Below are 17,656 nucleotides of genomic sequence, written 5' to 3'. Positions count from 1 at the left end.
GATATTCGGGATCAGTGACAGACCTACGAATCCGATCGATAATCGTTCCCGACGCGGCGAACGGGCCTAAACGACGAAGGAGACGTACACGTGATCATCGGTGTTCCGAAGGAGATCAAGAACAACGAGTTCCGGGTGGCGATGACGCCGTCCGGGGTGTTCGAGCTGGTCAGGCACGGGCACACCGTGCTGGTCGAGGCGGGCGCGGGCGCGGGAGCCGCCGTCACCGACGCGGAGTACGCCGCCGCCGGCGCATCCGTCACCGACGTCGACGCCGTCTGGGCCGCCGAGATGATCGTCAAGGTCAAGGAGCCGATCGCGCCCGAGTACGGCCGGATGCGCGAGGGCCAGCTGATCTTCACCTACCTGCATCTCGCCGCCGCCGAACCGCTGGTGCAGGCACTGCTGGACTCGCGCGCCACCGCGATCGCCTACGAGACCGTGCAGCTGCCCGACTGCACGCTGCCCCTGCTCGCCCCGATGTCCGAGGTGGCCGGCCGGCTCTCGGTCATGGTCGGCGGCTACCACCTGATGGGCTCCCAGGGCGGCCGCGGGGTGCTGCTCGGCGGGGTGCCCGGGGTCAGGCCCGCCAAGGTCACGGTCATCGGCGGCGGGATGGCGGGCGAGAACGCGGTGCAGCAGGCCGTCGCCGCCGGGGCCGACGTCACCGTGCTCGACCTCAGCATCCCTCGGCTGCGGCACATCGACGAGGTGTTCGCGGGCCGGGTGAAGACCGTCGTCTCGAACGCCTTCGAGGTCGAGCGCTCGGTGCTCGAGGCCGACCTCGTGATCGGCGCGGTGCTCGTGCCGGGAGCCGCCGCCCCCAAGCTTGTGTCGCACGACCTCGTGCTGCGGATGAAGCCGGGCTCGGTGCTCGTGGACATCGCGATCGACCAGGGCGGCTGCTTCGAGGACTCGCGGCCCACCACGCACGACGACCCGACCTACCGGGTGGGCGACGCGATCTTCTACTGCGTCGCGAACATGCCGGGCGCGGTCTCGTCGACCTCGACGGCGGCGCTCACGAACGCGACGCTGCCCTACGTGGTGAGGCTCGCCGACCTGGGGTGGCGCGCGGCGGTGGCGCGCGACGAGGCGCTGGCCCTGGGGGTCTCGACCGTCGACGGGCGGCTGACGCACCGGGGCACGGCCGGGGCGTTCCCGCACTTCGGGTACACGCCGCTGGAGGAGATCATGGCGGCGGGCACCGTCGAGGTCAGCTGAGCAGGCTCCGCAGGTCGTCGGCGGTGAGCTGCTGCGAGAAGAGCTCGTCGTCGTCGAAGACCGCGTCGAACAGCTTCGCCTTCTGCTCCTTGAGCGCCATCACCTTCTCCTCGATCGTCTCGGTGGCCACGAGGCGGTAGACCGTGACCGGGCGCACCTGGCCGATGCGGTGCGTGCGGTCGATGGCCTGGGCCTCGCTGGCCGGGTTCCACCACGGGTCGAGCAGGTAGACGTAGTCGGCCTCGGTGAGGGTGAGGCCGAAGCCGCCGGCCTTGAGGCTGATCAGGAACACCGGCGCCTCGCCGGCCCGGAAGCGGTCGATCACGGCCGGGCGGTCGCGCGTCGATCCGTCGAGGTACTCGAACGCGATCCCCTCGGCCTCCAGGCGCTCGGCGACCTTCGCCAGGTAGGTCGTGAACTGGCTGAAGACCAGGCAGCGGTGGCCCTCGGCGATCACCTCGGTCAGCTGCTCGACGAGGGCGTCGAGCTTGGACGAGGGAATGCCGGCGTGGGCTTCGTCGATCAGCGACGCATCCAGACTCAGCATTCTGAGCAGGGTGAGCGAGCGGAAGACGATGAAGCGGTTGCGGTCGAGATCGTCGATCAGACCGAACAGCTTCTGCCGCTCGCGTTGCAGCACGGTGTCGTAGAGACGTCGGTGGGCCGGGGCGAGCTCGACCGGGAGCACCTGCTCCTGCTTCTCGGGCAGCTCGGGCGCGACCGACTCCTTCGTGCGGCGCAGCAGGAACGGGCGGATGCGGCGCCGCAGTCGCGGGAGCAGGCGCGGGTCGATGCCGCGCTCGATCGGGCGCTGGTACAGCTCGGCGAAACGCCGGGCCGAGGGGAGCAGACCCGGGGCCGCGATGTCGAACAGCGCCCACAGCTCGATCAGGCTGTTCTCGAGCGGGGTGCCGGTGATCGCGAGGGTGAAGTCGACGTCGAGGTCGCGGGCGGCGCGGTGGAGCTGCGAGGTGCGGTTCTTGACGAACTGCGCCTCGTCGAGGATCAGCCCTGACCAGGGGATGGCCCGATAGGCGTCTTGGTCGAGGCGGAAGAGGGCGTAGCTCGTCACGACCACGTCGGCCCCGTCGGCTCGCGCCGCCAGGTCGGTCGCGGTGCTGCCGACCGTGCGGATCACGAGCCCGGGGGTGAAGCGGGCGGCCTCGGAGGCCCAGGTGCCGACGACGGAGGTGGGGGCGACGACGAGGAAGGGGGGTGGGGGCGGGGTGGGTGCCGCGGGCGCTGCGGGAGCTGCGGGAGCCGTTCGTGCTGCGGGGGTCGCCGAGGTGGAGAGGCGCGCCGGGGTGGAGGGGCGTGCTGCGATTGCGGGGTCTGCATCCGGATGCTGTCGGGCGTGGGCGAGGAGGGCCAGAGTCTGCATGGTCTTGCCGAGGCCCATGTCGTCGGCGAGCACGCCGCCGAGCCGGTGGCGCCAGAGGAAGGCGAGCCAGTCGAAGCCGGCCTTCTGGTAGGGGCGGAGCACCGCATCCAGCCCCGCCGGCAGCGCGGTCGGGGGCACGGTGTCGGTGCCGTCGAGCGCCTCGGCGGCCGCGCGCCAGGCACGGGCCTCGGGGGTCTCATCGGCCGGACCCTCGGAGTACTCGGCAGCCAGGTCGTCGAGGTCGGCCCAGAGGCTCACCTGGTGTCGGCTGAGGCGGAGCCCGGTCTCCCACTCGTCGAGGGTGCCGGCCTCCTCGAGCAGGTCGCGCAGCCGGTCGAACGCGGGGTGCGCGAGCGACAGGTAGGTCTTGTCGACCATGAGCAGGCGGCGTTCGCCCTTCGCGAGGGCCTTGAACAGCGGGCCGAAGGGGATGCGGTAGCCGTTCATGTTCACGACGATCCCGAGGTCGAACCAGTCGCGCTTGAGGGTCTCGACGGTGGTGATCGAGATGTCCGGATGCCCGGTGAGTTCGCGGTAGGCCGGTCGCGGCCCGATCACCTCGACGCGCACGTCATCCCGCTCGCCGAGCATCGGCAGCGCCTTCTCGGCGAACGCGGCGGTCGTCACCCCGCGGAGCACGAGCGTCGGCGCCAGCAGGTCGATGTTCGCGGGGAAGCGGGTGAGCACGGCGTCGAGCTCGATCGCGACCTCGGCCAGGATGCGGCGTTCGGCCTCGGGGTCGCGGTGGCCCACCCAGTCCCAGTCGAGCTGCAGCACGTCGTCGGCGTGGAAGCGGGCGGTGAGGGAGAGCACGGGCGGGGGCACCTCGGGGAAGGCGACCGACGCATCCGGACTCGTCAGCTCGACGCCCTGGCGGAGCGTCGGGAAGTACTCCTCGAAGAACTGCGCGGTCTCGGCCGCGGGCACGAGCACCGGGCCGGTGCCGAGCAGGTTCTGCTGCTCTGTCGTGAGCGGGGCCGCGGTGGGGGCGAGGAGGATGCCGGCGTGCGGGGGCGGGGACTTCGAGGTGGCGCTGCTCTTCGTCTTCGCGCCGCCGCCGCGGGTGGGGCCGAGCGTGTAGGTGTAGAGGCCGTGGTCGCCGACCGGGCCCGCATCGAGGCCGGGGTGCTCGGTCGGGTCGTGCGCAGCCACGTCGGCGGTCGAGAGGCGGACGACGGGGGTCAGCAGGATGCCGGTGCCGCTGCCCGTTCTGTTGTCGGTGCCGGGCGATGTCGCGCGCGTGGCCTGGAGCTCGAGGGAGGCGGAGCGGGCCACGGTGACCGAGCCGGTGCGGCCCGAGGGGACGAGCTCGATCCCGAGCCGCTGCGCCTCGGCCAGCAGCTGCCAGAGCAGGGGGCTGGTGAAGTCGTCGAGCGAGATCCAGTCGGTCTCGGGTGCGGTCAGGCCCGGCCGGCCGGCGCGGTGCAGGGCGGCGAACTGGGCGAACCAGCGGTGGTGGGCCGGGTCGAGGTTGAGCCGGTTGACCTGATGGGTGAAGGAACCCCAGGTGACGTCGGCCTTGACGAAGGCTCCGGATGCGCTGCGGATGACGGGGCGTACGGCCAGCCGGCGGGGGCCGCGGGCGGCGGCGGCATCGGGGTCGCTGGTGCCGGTGCCGGGGGTGCCGGTGCTGGTGCCGGCGTCGGGTCGGGCGGTGGCGGAGGTCGGCCCGCGCCAGCGGTCGTGCGTGCGGGGTGTGAGCTCGCGGATCTCGAACTGCAGGCCCATCGGTGTGGTCGGCTCGGAGCCGCTGGGTGCCGGGGCGGAGAGCCCGCCGACCACGGCCTGCCAGCTCCGCGGGCGCGGGGCGGGCGGGCTGGACGGCATGCCTCCATCGTCTCATCGGCCCCCGACACCGGGGCTGGTTTTGACAGCCCCGAACCGCATGCTAGGCTCTGTTGTTCGTGCGGTGTTCCACTGCACTTGCGCCCTTAGCTCAGCTGGATAGAGCGTCTGACTACGGATCAGAAGGCCAGGGGTTCGAATCCCTTAGGGCGCACATCAGAAAGCGACTCGCGAAAGCGGGTCGCTTTCGTCGTTAAGCGGTCGAGTCCGATCCGGGGCGGAGGTGGGCCGCGACGTTCACGACGAGGCCGGTGGGGTCCTCGACGAAGAAACGGCGGATACCCCAGGGTTCGTCGCGCAGGCCCCGCACGATCGGCAGGCCGCGGTCTGAGGCCTGGGCGAAGACGAGATCGGCGTTGGGGACCTCGATCGAGATGTCGACCTGGAGCAGCTCGGGGTCGAGGGCCGTCGGGCTCGGCCAGGTGACGATGACCTGCGTCGTCGGCGTGGTGCGGGAGGCGAACATCAGCATGCCGTCCTGGTCCATCGCGACCCGCATCCCGAGCAGGCCCTCGTAGAACGCTCTCGCCGCGACCGGGTCGTCGCCGTGGACCACCGGGATGGCTCGACGGATGTCGAGGCCGACGCTCTCGTCCGGGTCGCCCGGGGAGGACATCAGTCGTCGATGTCGGGGTTCGGGTTGTCGGGGTGCTCGTCGGCGCCGGGCGCCGGGTCGGAGTTCTCGTAGGCGGTGTCGGCCGGATCGGGATCGGCGGCCGCGGACTCGGTCGACTGGTCGGCCGCAGGCACGTCGGGGTCGTCGGGGGCGAGATCGGCGTCGGGGTCGCTCACCGCCCGGTCGGCGCCGGGCGCGCCAGAGCCGGAGCCGGAGGCGTCGTGGCCGTTCGAGGCCCCGGCCGGGCCGACGCCACCGAGGGCCGTGCCGGCGGCCGCGTCCACGCCGGGCGCGCTCGCGTCGCCGCGGGGCTGGCCGTCGGCACCCGAGGCCGAGTCGGTCTCGGGAAAGGAGTAGTCGTATTCGTCCATGTTGGGGTCCATTTCGCGTTCGCCGGACATCTGGGCTCCACTCTGCTCCGCCGCGACCGGCCTCGCCGGCGGCGCGGCTCCGGTGCCTGAGCCCATGGTGCGCTCACGAGGGGCATCCGCACAGGGTTCGGGCCGAAATCGACCCGGCGGGGCGGCCGGGAAAAAAAGATCGAAAAAATCCGGGGGCAGTGCATCCGCAGAGCCCGATGCGCCGGAAGTGGGGGTGTAAGTCGTTTTCCCGCTGCTCCTCGGAGCTGATCAGGAGGTACTCATGCGCAAGACCCTCATCGCCGGCATCGCCGCCGGCGCCCTCATCGCGGTCGCCACCGCCCTGCCCGCGTCCGCCGCCGACGGCGACGCGAAGCTCTCCGTCCTCCACGCCGTGCCCGGCCTCACCGTCGACGTCTACGTGAACAACGCCCTGACGCTCGACGACTTCACCCCGGGCACCCTCGCCGGCCCCCTCGACCTGCCGGCCGGCACCTACTCGGTCGCCATCACCGCGGCGGACGCGGCCGACGCGAGCGCCCCGCTGATCGGGCCCATCGACCTGCCGCTGACGGCCGGTGGCAACTACACCGCCGTGGCCCACCTCGACTCGGCCGGCAAGCCGACCGCGACGCTCTACACGAACGACACCTCGACGCTGGCCGCCGGTCAGGGCCGACTCACGGTGCGTCACGACGCGGCCGCTCCGGCCGTCGACGTGCTCGCCGGTGGCTCCGCCGTGATCACGAACCTCTCGAACCCGGGTGAGCAGTCGCTGACGCTCCCGGCCGGTACCGTCTCGGCCTCGGTCGCGGCGACCGGAACCACGGCACCCGTCATCGGCCCGGCCGACGTCACGGTCGCCGAGGGCACGAACACGATCGTCTACGCCTGGGGCAGCCTGGCGGACGGCAACCTCGCGCTCGCCACGCAGACCATCGACGGCCTGCACTCCAACCCGGGCGGGGTGCCCGCCGGCAACGCGGGCCTCGTGGCCACCAACCGCCCCGCCGACGCGGGCCTCGTGGCCACCAACCGCCCCGCCGACGCGACCCCGCTGTGGGCCGGTGCCGCGATCATCCTGCTGATCGGCGCCGCTGTCGGCGGTGTGCGACTGCGCCGCCTCGCGTCGGCCAAGGCGGACCGCTGAACCTGATCCGCTCCCTCCGCTCCATCCGTCCCCGGCCGGGATCCATGACCCGGAGATCCCGGCCGGGGACTCCCGAGCGCACGGCCGGGGCCCCTGCAGCCCCGGCCGTGTCCGGCGTCGCCCTCGCGGCGGCGACCCTGCTCCTCCTCGCCGGCTGCGCCGGTGGGGCGGATGCGGGTGCCGGCGACCCGGGGACCGGTGCGACGGGCGCGTCGCCGACCGTCACCGCGACGGCCACCCCCACGCCGAGCCCGACCCCCGCATCCGCAGCAGCGCCGGCGGTGCCCCAGGTGCCGCGCACCGACGCCTCGCTCGGCGCCGCGGCACCCGCAGCGACGGTCGTGCCCGCGCGGGTGGAGGTGCCGGACCTCGGCATCGACGTCTCCGTCGCCCCCGAGGGGACGGATGCGGATGGAGCGCTCGCGCTGCCGTCCGACCCGGGCATCGCCTCCTGGTACCGCTTCGGACCCTCGCCGTGGAGCGCCGCGGGCAGCAGCGTGATCGCGTCGCACGTCGACTCGCTCGAGTACGGGATAGGCCAGTTCGCGCGCCTGGCGAGCATCACGCCCGGCACCGAGGTGCTCGTGACGGCTGAGGACGGACGGGTGCAGCGGCTCCTCGTGCAGACCGTCGACGTCGAGGCCAAGACGGGCATCGACTGGGACACGGTGTTCGACCGCACCGGCCCGCCACGGCTCGCCCTGATCACCTGCGGCGGCGAGTTCGACTACTCGACCGGCCACTACCTCAGCAACGTCATCGTGACGGCCGTCCCGGCTCCGTGAGAGGAACGCCCCGCTATGCTCGACCCAGCGGTCGATCCCCGCACCCGACGCGCCACCAGGCCGGCGCTGCGCGGTGGTGGGCCGGGCAGGAGGCGGCACGCTGACGTGGACGACGAGCTGATGGACGAGACAGCGATCGCCGACGCCTTCGCCGCCGGGGACGAGTCCGCTCTCGCGGCGGCCTACGAACGCTGGTCGTCGCTCGTGCACACCCTCGCCGTGCGCTCGCTCGGCGATCACGGGGAGGCCGAGGACGTGACGCAGAAGGTGTTCGTCGCGGCCTGGCGCAGCCGGGAGCGGTACGACCCGGCACGCTCGCGGCTCGGGGCGTGGCTGGTCGGGATCACCCGGCACTGCATCGCCGACGCCCATGAGGCGCGGAGCCGGGTGCGCCGCGCCGAGGAGGCGGCGGCCGCCGAGCGCCCGGTCGCTGTGATCGACCACTCGGACGACCTGATCGAGCGGCTCACGATGGCCGAGGAGCTCGATCGGCTCGAACCCGTGCCGCGCGACGTCATGCGACTCGCGTTCTACTCCGACCTGACGCACACCGAGATCGCGGATGATCTGGGGTTGCCGCTCGGTACGGTGAAAAGTCACATCCGTCGAAGTCTGAGTCGGCTCCGAACACGTCTGGAGGTGAACGATGAGGCATATTGACGACGAAGCGCTCGCGCTGATCGCTTTAGGCGACCTGGCGCCTGACGCCGACGAGCGCGCTCACCTGTCCTCCTGCGCCCTCTGCGCCGAGGAGCTGGCGGCGCTGACCCGCACGGTCGGAGTCGGTCGCGCGGCCGAGGGGATCGAATTCGTGGCGCCGCCGGCCGAGGTCTGGGCGCGCATCCGGGCGGAGCTGGAGCTGGGGCCGGAGGGTGCGGCGGACGGGGTGGGTGAGGCAGTGCCCGATTCGGTGCGCGGCCCGGTGCCCGCTCCGGTGTCTGGCCCGGTGACTGGGCCGGAGTCCGATCCGGCGCGTGGTCTGGCGCCGGGCTCGGCGTCCGATCTGGTGCGCGGCCCGGTGCCCGCTCCGGCACCCGTCGTCGACCTCGCGGCCGAGCGCCCGCGCCGCCGGCGGCTGCGGCCGCGCTTCGTCGTGCTGGTCGCCGCCTCCGCCCTGCTGTTCGGGCTGATCGCGGGCGCCGGCATCGGCGTCTGGCTGCAGGTGGGGCGGCCCGCCGACACCGGGGTCGTGCTCGCGGGTGCCGACCTCTCCCCGTTCCCCGACTGGCCGGATGCGCGCGGCAGCGCCGTGATCGAGGAGAACACCGACGGCAGCAGGCAACTGGTGGTCGACGTGGATCCGGCCACCAGTGCCGGGCCCGCCGCCGACGACCTGCGCGAGGTCTGGCTGATCCGGAGCGACGGGACCGCACTGGTCAGCGTCGGCTACCTCGACGGCTCGGAGGGCCGCTTCGACGTGCCCGAGGGGATCGACCTGACGCAGTACTCCCTCGTCGACATCTCGGCCGAGACCGACGACGGCAACCCGGGCCACTCGGGCAACTCGGTCATCCGCGGCGAACTGCACCCGATCTGAGCCGGGCCGGTGGGCGCCGCCAGGTCTGGTGTGGCCCGGCGCGGCCCGGTGCGGCCCGGTCAGCGGGCGAGAGGCCGCAGCGTCTCGGTGGTGACCGGGAAGGCCACCGAGTAGTAGATCTGCGTGGCCGTCATGTCGCCCCAGTCATCCTTCTTGACCCGGATCGTGGTGGGCGTCGCCTCGGCGATCCGCACCCTGAGCCAGGATCCGTCCTCGAGACGCAGTTCGTAGGGCTCGGCGAGGTAGCCGAGGCCGAGCGCGTCGAGTGTCTCCTCGGCGGTCAGCCAGTCGACCGGATCGGTGCGCCGCCGGCCGAGGAGGTCGATCGCGACGAACCCGTCACCATCGGGCTCCATCCATCCCACCCGTTCGCCGTCGTCGGAGCGCCGGTGCTCGATCCAATCCGTTCGCATGCGGCCAGGGTACCGGCGAGCCGGTGAGGGCGACGGAGCGTGGCGGGCCGGACGGCGTCAGACGGCGTCGACGTAGAACCAGCGGCCGTCGGCGCGGACGAAGCGGCTGAGCTCGTGCTGCTCGCCCGCCGGACCACCGGGCGACTTGTAGCGCGCGGTGAACTCGACCGTGCCCTCGCGCTCGCCGAGGCCGCCGCCGGTGCGGGAGAGGATGTCGAGGCGATACCAGCGGATGCCGTCGTCGAGGTCGAGCGAGGCCGGCCGGGTCGACGGATGCCAGGTGTGCAGCAGGTAGTCGGCGTCGCCGATCGCGAACGCCGAGTACCGCGACCGCATCAGACGCTCGGCGGTGGGGGCCTCGGCCGTGCCGCGGTGGAACGGGCCGCAGCAGGATCCGTAGGTCTCGCCGCTGAGGCAGGGGCAGCGGGCCGAGTCGTCGGGGGCGGCCGTGGTCATGGGTCCATTATCGATGGGCTGATCACCGGTTCCGCCGCTGGGACAGGCTCGGCCGGGGGTGCTTCGCCGTCACAGGCCGGCGGCCGCTCGACGTAGGGTTCTCGGGTGGATGGGATGCGGGCGGACGGGGTGCGGGTGGACGGGAAGCCGGTCGCTGGGATGCAGGCCGGCGGGATGCGGGTGGACGGGATGCGGGCCGGCGGGATTCGGGCGGACGGGATGCGGGCGGTGCTCGTCGGGGGCGTGCGGGTGGCGTACGAGACCGCGGGCGACCCCGCGCATCCGGCCGTCATGCTGGTGCACGGCTTCGCCTCGGACCGGTCGGCGAACTGGGTGCGCGCACGGTGGACCGGGCCGCTGACCGACGCCGGGTTCTTCGTGATCGCGCCGGATCTGCGGGGTCACGGCGAGAGTGACCGGCCGCGCCGGCTTCGCGACTACGCTCCGGCGCGGTTCCGTGACGACCTGCTCGCGGTGCTCGACGACCTCGGGGTGGCCGCGGCGCACCTGGTCGGTTACTCGCTCGGCGCGCGACTGGTCTGGGATCTGGCGCTGCGGCATCCCGACCGCGTGCGATCGCTCGTGCTCGGGGCGCCGGCGGTGACCGGATCGTTCGCGGGCTTCGACCTCGAGGCCGCCCGAGCGGCCCTCGCCGCTGCCGAGTCCGAACCCGGGGCCGATGCGAGAGCTGGCGCGAGTGCCCGTGCCGGTGCAGGTGCCCAGTCCGGGGCCGGCGCCGAGGCCGGTGCTGATGCGAGTGCCGAGGTGCGTGCTGGTGCCGCACGTGCCGGTGGCGGTGTCGATGCACTCGCCGGTGGCGGTGCAGGGGCGAGTGCCGGCGCCGGGCGCAGCGAGGGCGAGGTGGATGCGGTGACCGGGCGCTACGTCGCCATGATGGGCGGGCTCGCCGGGAACGATCCGCGCGCCCTGACGCGGCTGGCCGAGGCGCAACGGCGAGCGGGCTTCCGGCCGCGGGCGCAGACGCCCCGGCAGCCGATGCTGTTCGTGGCCGGCACGGAGGATCCGCTCGAGCCCGCCGTGGCCGAGCTGGCGGCCGAGATCCCGCACGCCTCGTTCCTCGCGCTGCCCGGACGCACCCACGTCACCGCGGTGACCTCGCGCGAGTTCAAGGCCGCCGTCGTCGATTTCCTGACGGCGCTCGACTAGAGCCGCCGCCTCGCAGCCGCGCGACCGGCGCGCATCCGGTCGATCAGGCGGGCGCGGTCTCGACCGCCAGGCCGCTGGCCCGGAAGCGGGTGCGCTCGGTGGTGAGGAAGGCGATCAGGCGGGCGTCGGTCTCCCGGATGTGCCGCTCGATCAGGGTGGCGGCCCCGTCGGCATCGCCGGCCAGGAGGGCGTCGAGCACCATGCGGTGCTCGGCCCAGGCGCGGGCGCTCGACTCCGGGGTGCGCGCCTCGAGGTAACGGGTGCGGGCGAGCCGGGTCATCGCGCCCTGGATGGCCTCGGTCATCGGGTGGTTGCCCGAGAGCGCCGCCAGCTCGACGTGGAATCGGCTGCCCGCCGCCAGGGCGGCGGGGGCGGTCGCCTCGGATGCAGAAGATTCTTGCTCCGCCTCGCGGGAGATCTTGCCCGGCCGCACCTCGCCGGGCCGCGCGTCGCCCGGCCGCACCCCGTCGAGCTGCTCGGAGAGCGCGGCCAGTGCCGTCGCCGTCGGGACCTGCCCCTCCCGCAGTCGCGCCCCGGCGAGCCGGAGCGCCGCCGGTTCGAGCGCGGCGCGCAGCTCGGCGAGCGCGTGCACCTCGGCGATGTCGATCGGCGACACCCGCCACCCGCGCCCCTCGCGCCGCACCAGACCCTCGCCCTCGAGCCGGGCGAGCGCCGCCCTGACCGGGGTGCGGGAGGCCCCGAACTCCGCCTCGACACCGCGCTCGGTCAGTCGCTCGCCCGGCAGCAGCTCGAGCGTGAGCACCGCCGTGCGCAGTCGTTCGAACACCTGAGCGGCTCCGGACGAGGTGGCGACCTCGGAGGATGCGGCGATCTCATTCATGCGCTTTCCGATCTTGGTATCCCAAAGTGGTGTACCGTCACTCTAGCGCCTCGACCGGACGCCCACCCCGCCGCGCTCGACGACAGCCAGACGAAAGCCAGACGAAGGAAGGAGCCGCGATGCCCGCCCGATCCCGCGTAGCACGCGCGCCCGTCCCGAAGGCGGCGCGCGCCCCCATTCCGCAGGCCGCCCGCGCCTGGACCGTGCTCGCCCTCGGACTCGGCGCCCAGATCTCGGGAACGGTCTTCGTCAGCACGCCGGCCTTCCTCATCCCGCTCCTGCACTCCGAGCGGGGCCTCAGCCTCGCCGAGGCGGGGCTGCTCTCCTCCGCCCCCTCGGTCGGACTCGTGCTGACCTTGATCGCCTGGGGCGCCCTGGCCGACCGCATCGGCGAACGCTGGGTGATCGCCGGGGGGATGGCGCTGACGGCGCTCGCCGCGGCCGGCGCGATGCTGGCGGGCGGCTACGTGGGGCTCGGCCTCTTCCTCCTGCTCGGCGGCGCCGCCTCGGCCAGCACGAACGCGGCGAGCGGCCGGGTGGTCGTGGGCTGGTTCCCAAAGGATCGCCGGGGGCTGGCGATGGGCATCCGCCAGATGGCCCAGCCGCTCGGCGTCACGATCGCCGCCCTCGTCGTCCCCGGGGTCGCCGCGACCGCGGGCATCGGCGCGGCCCTCCTGGTTCCGCTGGTGCTCACCGCGGTCTTCGCCGTGGCCTGCGCCGTGGGCATCAGGAACCCGCCCCGCCCGGCACCGGCCGCCGCGACCGCGACGCACACGCAGTTGCCGACCACGTCGACCGAGACGCGCACGCACACGCAGCCGCCAGCCAAGGGGCCGACCCCACCGCCACCCGCCAACCCCTACCGCGCGAGCGGTTTCCTCTGGCGCATCCACGCCGTCTCGGTGCTACTCGTCGTGCCGCAGTTCACCCTCTCGACCTTCGGCCTGGTCTGGCTCATCACCTCGGTCGGACTCGATCCGCTGCTCGCCGGCGTGATCGTCGGCGTCGCGCAGTTCGTCGGGGCGATCGGCCGCATCGTCGTGGGGGTGTGGAGCGACCGGATGGGCAGCCGGGTGCGCCCGCTGGCCATCGTGGCCGTGCTCGCCGCGGCGGTGATGCTGCTGCTGGCCGCGACCGGCGTGCTCCCCGAACCCGGCTTCGCGGTCGCGGCGGCGGTGGTCTTCATCCTCGCCACGACGGTGTCGGTCGCCGACAACGGGCTCGCGTTCACGGCGGTGGCCGAGACCGCCGGCTCGGCCTGGGCGGGCAGGGCGCTCGGCGCCCAGAACACCGCCCAGTTCCTCGCCGCGGCGATCGTGGGCCCGGGCGTCGGCGCGCTGATCGGCCTCGTCGGCTACCCGGCGGCGTTCGCGGTGGTCGCGCTGTTCCCGGTCGCCGCGACCCCGCTCATCCCGCGGCCGTCGGCCGAGCTCGATCGTCTCTGAGCCGGAGCAGCCACGAGATCGGACCCGTCAGGGCGACCGCGAACAGGGCGAACAGCCCGACCGAGGGGACCACCAGGGCGATCAGCAGCGCCAGCACCATCAGGGAGAGGGCGATCAGCGTCGGCCGCATCCGGATCGTGCCCCTGACCTCCTCGCGCTGCAGTCTCGGGTTGCGCACGACGATCCACTGGAGCCACGAGGCGGTGACGGTCGTGAGCACCATCGTGCCGATGTAGAGCAGCACGGTCGTGACGGAGGAGCCCCCGTCGGTGGCGATGAGCTCGGTGGGGAAGGGCAGGAAGACGATCGTCAGGAGCCAGGCGAGGTTCACCCACATGAGCCCCGGCGTGTAGTCCTGCAGGTTCTCGAAGATGTGGTGATGGGTGAGCCAGAACCGCCCGATCACCGCGAAGCTGATCACGAAGACGAGCAGCTTGGACGCGTCGCGCTGCAGCAGCTCGATCACCGAGATCTGCGTGAGCTCGGTGGCCGTGTCGACCAGCGGCAGGATCAGCAGCGTGATCGCGATCGCGACCACCGCGTCGCTGAAGTTGACGAGCCGATCGAAGCCCCGCTCGGTGTGCATGGTTCATTATCCCGACGGATGCGCCACCGCCGGGAATACCCGCCGGACCCGGCGGGTTGGAGAAGCGTAAACTTATTTCACAGGGGGTAACTATCATCAGCGCCAACGACACCTGGCTGAGCGAAGCCGAACGCGCACGACTGCGGAAGCCCGTGAACCAGCGGGCCGTGGTGTTCGCCCTGGCCTTCACCGGTCTGGTGGCCGCGTTCATGATGACGCTGCTCACCCCGCTCGTGCCCGAGCTGCCGGAGATCCTCGGCGTCTCGCCGGAGGACTCGCAGTGGGCCGTCACCGTGACGCTGCTCGCCGCGGCCGTGGCCACGCCGATCACCGGGCGACTGGGCGACCTCTACGGCAAGCGCCGGATGGTGCTGGTCGTGCTCGCCCTCGTCGTCGTCGGTTCGGTGGTCGCCTTCTTCGCGACCTCGCTCATCCCGCTGATCATCGGGCGGGGCCTCCAGGGCGCCGGCATCGGCGTCATCCCGCTGGGCATCAGCATCCTGCGCGACGTGCTGCACCGCGACAAGCTCGGCGGCGGAGTCGCCCTGGTCAGCGCCACGCTCGGCGTCGGCGGCGCGGTCGGCCTTCCGGTCGCCGCCCTGATCTCGCAGTACCTCGACTGGCACTTCCTCTTCGTGCTCTCCGGAGTGCTCGCGCTGGTCGGCCTGCTGCTGGTCTGGCGCCTGATCCCGGTGAGCACCCTGCGGAGCGAGGGCAGCTTCGACTTCCTCGGCGCCATCGGTCTCGGAGTCGGGCTCACCGCCATCCTGCTCGCCGTCTCGAAGGGCAACAGCTGGGGCTGGGGCAGCCCGGTCACGCTCGGGTCGCTCGCGGCCGGTCTCGTCGTGCTCGTGCTCTGGGGGGTGTTCGAGCTGCGAGTGGCGAGTCCGCTGATCGACCTGCGCGTCGCCGCCCGCCGCACCGTGCTGCTGACGAACCTCGCCTCGGTCACGGTCGGCTTCGCCTTCTTCGCCAGCACCGTCGTGCTGCCGCAGCTGCTCGAGGCGCCCACCGGCACCGGAGTCGGGCTGGGTCAGCCGATGCTGATCGCGAGCCTCTGCCTCGTGCCGAGCGGCCTGGTGATGTGGGCGATGTCCCCGGTCGCCTCGCGGCTGACCCGCGCCCGTGGCGCCCGGACGAGCCTGCTCCTCGGTATCGCGATCATCGCCGTCGGCTACGTCGTCGCCCTGTTCCTGATGAGCGAGGTCTGGCACACGGTGGTGATCGCCACCGCGATCGGTTTCGGGGTCGGTTTCGCCTACGCGGCCATGCCGACGCTGATCATGGCCGCCGTTCCGGCGTCGGAGACCGCCGCCTCCAACGGGCTCAACTCGGTCATGCGCACCCTGGGTTCGACTGTGGCGAGCGCCGTGCTCGGCGTGGTGCTCTCGGCCAACCTGGTCACCGCGAACGGGGTCACGACGCCGAGCGCGTCGGGGTTCCAGATCGCGTTCCTGATCTCGGCGATCGCCGCGGTGGTCGGCGTCGTCTTCGCCGTGTTCCTGCCGCGTCATCACAGCCGTTACGACCGCGCGAGCATCCCGGATGCCGACGACCTCGTCGCGTCCACGCCCGCGGAGACGGTCTCGCCGAGGGCCTGAGCCCGGTCGGTCCGCCGCCCCGATCGCGGCCCTCCGCCCCAATTCCGGGCCATCGGGCCGGCTTCGCGGTACTCTTCGAAGCGCCTTTGGTGCATCCAACGAGAGGGGACGTCCGATGACAGACCAGAACCAGCCGCCCGTGAGCGGCGAACCCACGCCCGCCGCACCCCAGTACCAGGCGGCACCGCCCGCTTCGGGTTACGGGGCTCCCGCCGCCGTGCCCGGCAAGACGCTCGGCATCGTCGGCCTGATCCTGGCGTTCCTCGCGCCGGTGATCGGCCTCATCCTGAGCATCGTCGCGAAGGTGCAGTCGCGGAAGGCCGGGGTCCCGAACGGGATCGCGACCGCCGGCATCATCATCGGTGCCATCCTGACGGTGCTCGGCATCATCATCGTGATCGTCTCGATCGTCGCCGCCGCCGCGGTCGTCGGCCAGTGCGCCGACCTCGGCCCCGGCGAGCACATCGTGAACGGCGTCACGTACACCTGCACCAGCAGCTACTGATCACTCGCCCGTCCGTCGTGTGGTGACCACCACGCGCCGGGCGGCGATCGAGAGCCCCGTCCGCCCCTCAGGGGCAGGCGGGGCTTTCGTCATCCGGAGGCGCGGCACAGCGGCGCCGAACTAGAGTTGGACAGACGCTCCACCCGAATCGCCCGCTCGCAGAAAGCCGCCATCGCATGTCAGCTCGCATCTACAACGACGTCACCGAACTCGTCGGGCGCACCCCGCTCGTGCGGATCAACAAGCTCGCCGACGGCATCGACGCCACCGTGCTCGGCAAGCTCGAGTTCTACAACCCCGCCAACAGCGTCAAAGACCGGATCGGCGTCGCCATCGTCGATGCCGCCGAGAAGGCCGGCGCCCTGCAGCCCGGCGGCACCATCGTCGAGGGAACCAGCGGCAACACCGGCATCGCGCTCGCGATGGTGGGTGCGGCCCGCGGCTACCGCGTCGTGATCACGATGCCCGAGACGGCCTCGACCGAGCGCCGCGTCGTCATGCGGGCGTACGGCGCCGAGATCGTGCTCACCCCCGGATCCGAGGGCATCCGCGGTGCGCTCGCGAAGGCGACCGAGATCGTCGACGAGACCCCGAACTCGATCCTGGCCCGCCAGTTCGAGAACGAGGCGAACCCCGCGGTGCACCGCGCGACCACGGCCGAGGAGATCTGGGAGGACACCGACGGCGCCGTCGACATCTTCGTCGCCGGCATCGGTACCGGCGGCACGATCACGGGTGTCGGGCAGGTGCTGAAGGAGCGCAAGCCCGGCGTGCAGATCGTCGGGGTCGAGCCGCTGGACTCCCCGCTGCTCACCCAGGGCACGGCGGGCCCGCACAAGATCCAGGGCATCGGCGCGAACATCGTGCCCCCGATCCTCGACCGCACCGTCTACGACGAGATCGTCGACGTGAGCCTGGACGACGCGCTCCGGGTGGGCCGCGAGCTGGCAAGCGAGGAGGGCATCATGGCCGGAATCTCCTCGGGCGCCATCATGTACGCGGCTCTCGAGGTCGCGAAGCGCCCCGAGAACGCGGGCAAGACGGTCGTCGCCGTGGTCTGCGACCTCGGTGAGCGCTACATCTCGACCCCGCTCTGGGCCGGCTACGGCGACTGAGCGGGCATCCGGAGTGGCACCGGCCGGCAGCCTGCTGTCGCGGCTGCGCGAAGACGTGCGCGCCGCGCGGCTCCGCGACCCCGCCGCGCGGAGCTCGCTCGAGATCGTGCTGGCCTACCCCGGGGTGCACGCGGTGTGGTTCTACCGCGTCGCTCACCGGTGGTGGCGGGCGCCGGGGCTGAAACTCCCGGCCCGGCTGCTGTCGCAGTGGGCGCGGTTCCTCACCGGCGTCGAGATCCACCCGGGTGCCCGCATCGGCCGGCGGCTGTTCATCGACCACGGGATGGGCGTGGTGATCGGTGAGACGGCCGTGATCGGCGACGACGTCATGCTCTACCACGGGGTCACGCTGGGCGGGAAGAGCGTGCGCAGGGAGAAGCGGCACCCGACGCTCGGCGACCGGGTGACGGTGGGCGCGAACGCCACCGTCCTCGGCCCGGTGACGGTGGGGTCGGACAGCAGTGTCGGGGCGGGCGCGGTGGTGGTGCGGGATGCGCCGGCCGGTTCGGTGCTCGTCGGCATCCCGGCGCGGGACCTGGCGCACCGGCCCGAGGGGATCGAGTCGCTGACCGATCCCGCGTTCTACCTCGATCCGGCCATCTACATCTGAGCGGATCCCGGGTGGACCCG

Annotated in this window: 18 protein-coding genes and 1 tRNA gene; 12 read left to right on the top strand and 7 right to left on the bottom strand. The window is 72.5% G+C overall.

The window, feature by feature from the left end:
* Positions 1 to 90 precede the first annotated feature (90 nt).
* Positions 91 to 1,224: an alanine dehydrogenase gene (gene ald, locus AC59HU_RS15260; protein WP_497224271.1), complete on the top strand. Its 1,134-nt coding sequence runs from the start codon at positions 91 to 93 to the stop codon at positions 1,222 to 1,224.
* On the opposite strand, the gene AC59HU_RS15255 is transcribed toward ald, so the two are convergent.
* Positions 1,217 to 4,432 carry an SNF2-related protein gene (locus tag AC59HU_RS15255; protein WP_497224270.1) on the bottom strand — a complete coding sequence of 1,072 codons (3,216 nt, stop codon included), beginning with the start codon at positions 4,430 to 4,432 and terminating at the stop codon, positions 1,217 to 1,219. The two genes, ald and AC59HU_RS15255, sit on opposite strands and share 8 nt — an antisense overlap.
* Before the next feature lie 98 nt (positions 4,433 to 4,530).
* On the opposite strand from AC59HU_RS15255, the gene AC59HU_RS15250 reads away from it, so the two are divergent.
* Positions 4,531 to 4,604: transfer RNA gene (locus tag AC59HU_RS15250), tRNA-Arg, on the top strand.
* Between the two features lie 39 nt (positions 4,605 to 4,643).
* Here AC59HU_RS15250 and AC59HU_RS15245 read toward each other — a convergent pair.
* Both AC59HU_RS15245 and AC59HU_RS15240 read right to left on the bottom strand, forming a co-directional pair.
* Complete coding sequence (locus AC59HU_RS15245; protein WP_497224269.1) at positions 4,644 to 5,066, bottom strand: VOC family protein; 423 nt, start codon at positions 5,064 to 5,066, stop codon at positions 4,644 to 4,646.
* Entirely contained in the window at positions 5,066 to 5,437 is a 372-nt protein-coding gene (locus AC59HU_RS15240; RefSeq protein WP_497224268.1) for a hypothetical protein, read from the bottom strand. Before AC59HU_RS15240 ends, AC59HU_RS15245 begins: the two co-directional genes overlap by 1 nt.
* Before the next feature lie 271 nt (positions 5,438 to 5,708).
* On the opposite strand from AC59HU_RS15240, the gene AC59HU_RS15235 reads away from it, so the two are divergent.
* From AC59HU_RS15235 to AC59HU_RS15220, 4 genes are all read left to right on the top strand, one after another.
* Positions 5,709 to 6,575 carry a DUF4397 domain-containing protein gene (locus AC59HU_RS15235; RefSeq protein WP_497224267.1) on the top strand — a complete coding sequence of 289 codons (867 nt, stop codon included), beginning with the start codon at positions 5,709 to 5,711 and terminating at the stop codon, positions 6,573 to 6,575.
* Positions 6,576 to 6,619: 44 nt separating this feature from the next.
* Positions 6,620 to 7,360: a class F sortase gene (locus AC59HU_RS15230; protein WP_497224266.1), complete on the top strand. Its 741-nt coding sequence runs from the start codon at positions 6,620 to 6,622 to the stop codon at positions 7,358 to 7,360.
* Positions 7,361 to 7,480: 120 nt separating this feature from the next.
* Complete coding sequence (locus AC59HU_RS15225; RefSeq protein WP_497224265.1) at positions 7,481 to 8,020, top strand: RNA polymerase sigma factor; 540 nt, start codon at positions 7,481 to 7,483, stop codon at positions 8,018 to 8,020.
* Positions 8,007 to 8,897: an anti-sigma factor gene (locus AC59HU_RS15220; protein WP_497224264.1), complete on the top strand. Its 891-nt coding sequence runs from the start codon at positions 8,007 to 8,009 to the stop codon at positions 8,895 to 8,897. Before AC59HU_RS15225 ends, AC59HU_RS15220 begins: the two co-directional genes overlap by 14 nt.
* Positions 8,898 to 8,956: 59 nt before the next feature.
* Here AC59HU_RS15220 and AC59HU_RS15215 read toward each other — a convergent pair whose 3' ends face one another.
* Positions 8,957 to 9,310 (bottom strand): hypothetical protein, encoded by a 354-nt coding sequence (locus AC59HU_RS15215; RefSeq protein WP_497224263.1) that lies wholly within the window; start codon positions 9,308 to 9,310, stop codon positions 8,957 to 8,959.
* A gap of 57 nt (positions 9,311 to 9,367) precedes the next feature.
* On the bottom strand, positions 9,368 to 9,766 hold the full coding sequence (locus tag AC59HU_RS15210) for a YchJ family protein (protein ID WP_497224262.1): 399 nt from the start codon (positions 9,764 to 9,766) through the stop codon (positions 9,368 to 9,370).
* A 114-nt stretch (positions 9,767 to 9,880) separates the two neighbouring features.
* On the opposite strand from AC59HU_RS15210, the gene AC59HU_RS15205 reads away from it, so the two are divergent.
* Complete coding sequence (locus AC59HU_RS15205) at positions 9,881 to 10,933, top strand: alpha/beta fold hydrolase (RefSeq protein ID WP_497224302.1); 1,053 nt, start codon at positions 9,881 to 9,883, stop codon at positions 10,931 to 10,933.
* Positions 10,934 to 10,976: 43 nt separating this feature from the next.
* On the opposite strand, the gene AC59HU_RS15200 is transcribed toward AC59HU_RS15205, so the two are convergent.
* Positions 10,977 to 11,774: a GntR family transcriptional regulator gene (locus tag AC59HU_RS15200; RefSeq protein ID WP_497224261.1), complete on the bottom strand. Its 798-nt coding sequence runs from the start codon at positions 11,772 to 11,774 to the stop codon at positions 10,977 to 10,979.
* 119 nt (positions 11,775 to 11,893) lie between these two features.
* On the opposite strand from AC59HU_RS15200, the gene AC59HU_RS15195 reads away from it, so the two are divergent.
* A complete protein-coding gene (locus AC59HU_RS15195; RefSeq protein ID WP_497224260.1) occupies positions 11,894 to 13,219 on the top strand; it encodes an MFS transporter in 1,326 nt (441 codons plus the stop codon).
* Here AC59HU_RS15195 and AC59HU_RS15190 read toward each other — a convergent pair.
* Positions 13,182 to 13,805 carry a TMEM175 family protein gene (locus AC59HU_RS15190; protein ID WP_497224259.1) on the bottom strand — a complete coding sequence of 208 codons (624 nt, stop codon included), beginning with the start codon at positions 13,803 to 13,805 and terminating at the stop codon, positions 13,182 to 13,184. The genes AC59HU_RS15195 and AC59HU_RS15190 overlap by 38 nt on opposite strands.
* Positions 13,806 to 13,957: 152 nt before the next feature.
* Here AC59HU_RS15190 and AC59HU_RS15185 point away from each other — a divergent pair, with 152 nt between their 5' ends.
* The 4 genes from AC59HU_RS15185 (at position 13,958) to epsC (ending at position 17,636) form a co-directional block, all read left to right on the top strand.
* Complete coding sequence (locus tag AC59HU_RS15185; RefSeq protein WP_497224258.1) at positions 13,958 to 15,406, top strand: MFS transporter; 1,449 nt, start codon at positions 13,958 to 13,960, stop codon at positions 15,404 to 15,406.
* A gap of 115 nt (positions 15,407 to 15,521) precedes the next feature.
* Positions 15,522 to 15,911, top strand: a complete 390-nt coding sequence (locus AC59HU_RS15180; protein WP_497224257.1) for a DUF4190 domain-containing protein — start codon at positions 15,522 to 15,524, stop codon at positions 15,909 to 15,911.
* Between the two features lie 176 nt (positions 15,912 to 16,087).
* Positions 16,088 to 17,026 carry a cysteine synthase A gene (gene cysK, locus AC59HU_RS15175; RefSeq protein ID WP_497224256.1) on the top strand — a complete coding sequence of 313 codons (939 nt, stop codon included), beginning with the start codon at positions 16,088 to 16,090 and terminating at the stop codon, positions 17,024 to 17,026.
* Positions 17,027 to 17,039: 13 nt separating this feature from the next.
* Positions 17,040 to 17,636 (top strand): serine O-acetyltransferase EpsC, encoded by a 597-nt coding sequence (epsC, locus tag AC59HU_RS15170; RefSeq protein ID WP_497224255.1) that lies wholly within the window; start codon positions 17,040 to 17,042, stop codon positions 17,634 to 17,636.
* The last annotated feature ends 20 nt before the right edge of the window (positions 17,637 to 17,656 follow it).

This window comes from Herbiconiux sp. 320_LB, assembly GCF_059691755.1.
The sequence above is the reverse complement of the archived record's forward strand: the minus strand, read 5'-3'. Positions and strand labels throughout refer to the sequence as shown.

Bases quoted from the DNA above. Each gene is read 5' to 3' on its own strand.
- AC59HU_RS15255 (WP_497224270.1), bottom strand. From the start codon at position 4,432: ATGCCGTCCAGCCCGCCCGCCCCGCGCCCGCGGAGCTGGCAGGCCGTG.
- AC59HU_RS15245 (WP_497224269.1), bottom strand. From the start codon at position 5,066: ATGTCCTCCCCGGGCGACCCGGACGAGAGCGTCGGCCTCGACATCCGT.
- AC59HU_RS15240 (WP_497224268.1), bottom strand. From the start codon at position 5,437: ATGGACGAATACGACTACTCCTTTCCCGAGACCGACTCGGCCTCGGGT.
- AC59HU_RS15235 (WP_497224267.1), top strand. From the start codon at position 5,709: ATGCGCAAGACCCTCATCGCCGGCATCGCCGCCGGCGCCCTCATCGCG.
- AC59HU_RS15230 (WP_497224266.1), top strand. From the start codon at position 6,620: ATGACCCGGAGATCCCGGCCGGGGACTCCCGAGCGCACGGCCGGGGCC.
- AC59HU_RS15225 (WP_497224265.1), top strand. From the start codon at position 7,481: ATGGACGAGACAGCGATCGCCGACGCCTTCGCCGCCGGGGACGAGTCC.
- AC59HU_RS15220 (WP_497224264.1), top strand. From the start codon at position 8,007: ATGAGGCATATTGACGACGAAGCGCTCGCGCTGATCGCTTTAGGCGAC.
- AC59HU_RS15215 (WP_497224263.1), bottom strand. From the start codon at position 9,310: ATGCGAACGGATTGGATCGAGCACCGGCGCTCCGACGACGGCGAACGG.
- AC59HU_RS15210 (WP_497224262.1), bottom strand. From the start codon at position 9,766: ATGACCACGGCCGCCCCCGACGACTCGGCCCGCTGCCCCTGCCTCAGC.
- AC59HU_RS15205 (WP_497224302.1), top strand. From the start codon at position 9,881: ATGCGGGCGGACGGGGTGCGGGTGGACGGGAAGCCGGTCGCTGGGATG.
- AC59HU_RS15200 (WP_497224261.1), bottom strand. From the start codon at position 11,774: ATGAATGAGATCGCCGCATCCTCCGAGGTCGCCACCTCGTCCGGAGCC.
- AC59HU_RS15195 (WP_497224260.1), top strand. From the start codon at position 11,894: ATGCCCGCCCGATCCCGCGTAGCACGCGCGCCCGTCCCGAAGGCGGCG.
- AC59HU_RS15190 (WP_497224259.1), bottom strand. From the start codon at position 13,805: ATGCACACCGAGCGGGGCTTCGATCGGCTCGTCAACTTCAGCGACGCG.
- AC59HU_RS15180 (WP_497224257.1), top strand. From the start codon at position 15,522: ATGACAGACCAGAACCAGCCGCCCGTGAGCGGCGAACCCACGCCCGCC.
- cysK (WP_497224256.1), top strand. From the start codon at position 16,088: ATGTCAGCTCGCATCTACAACGACGTCACCGAACTCGTCGGGCGCACC.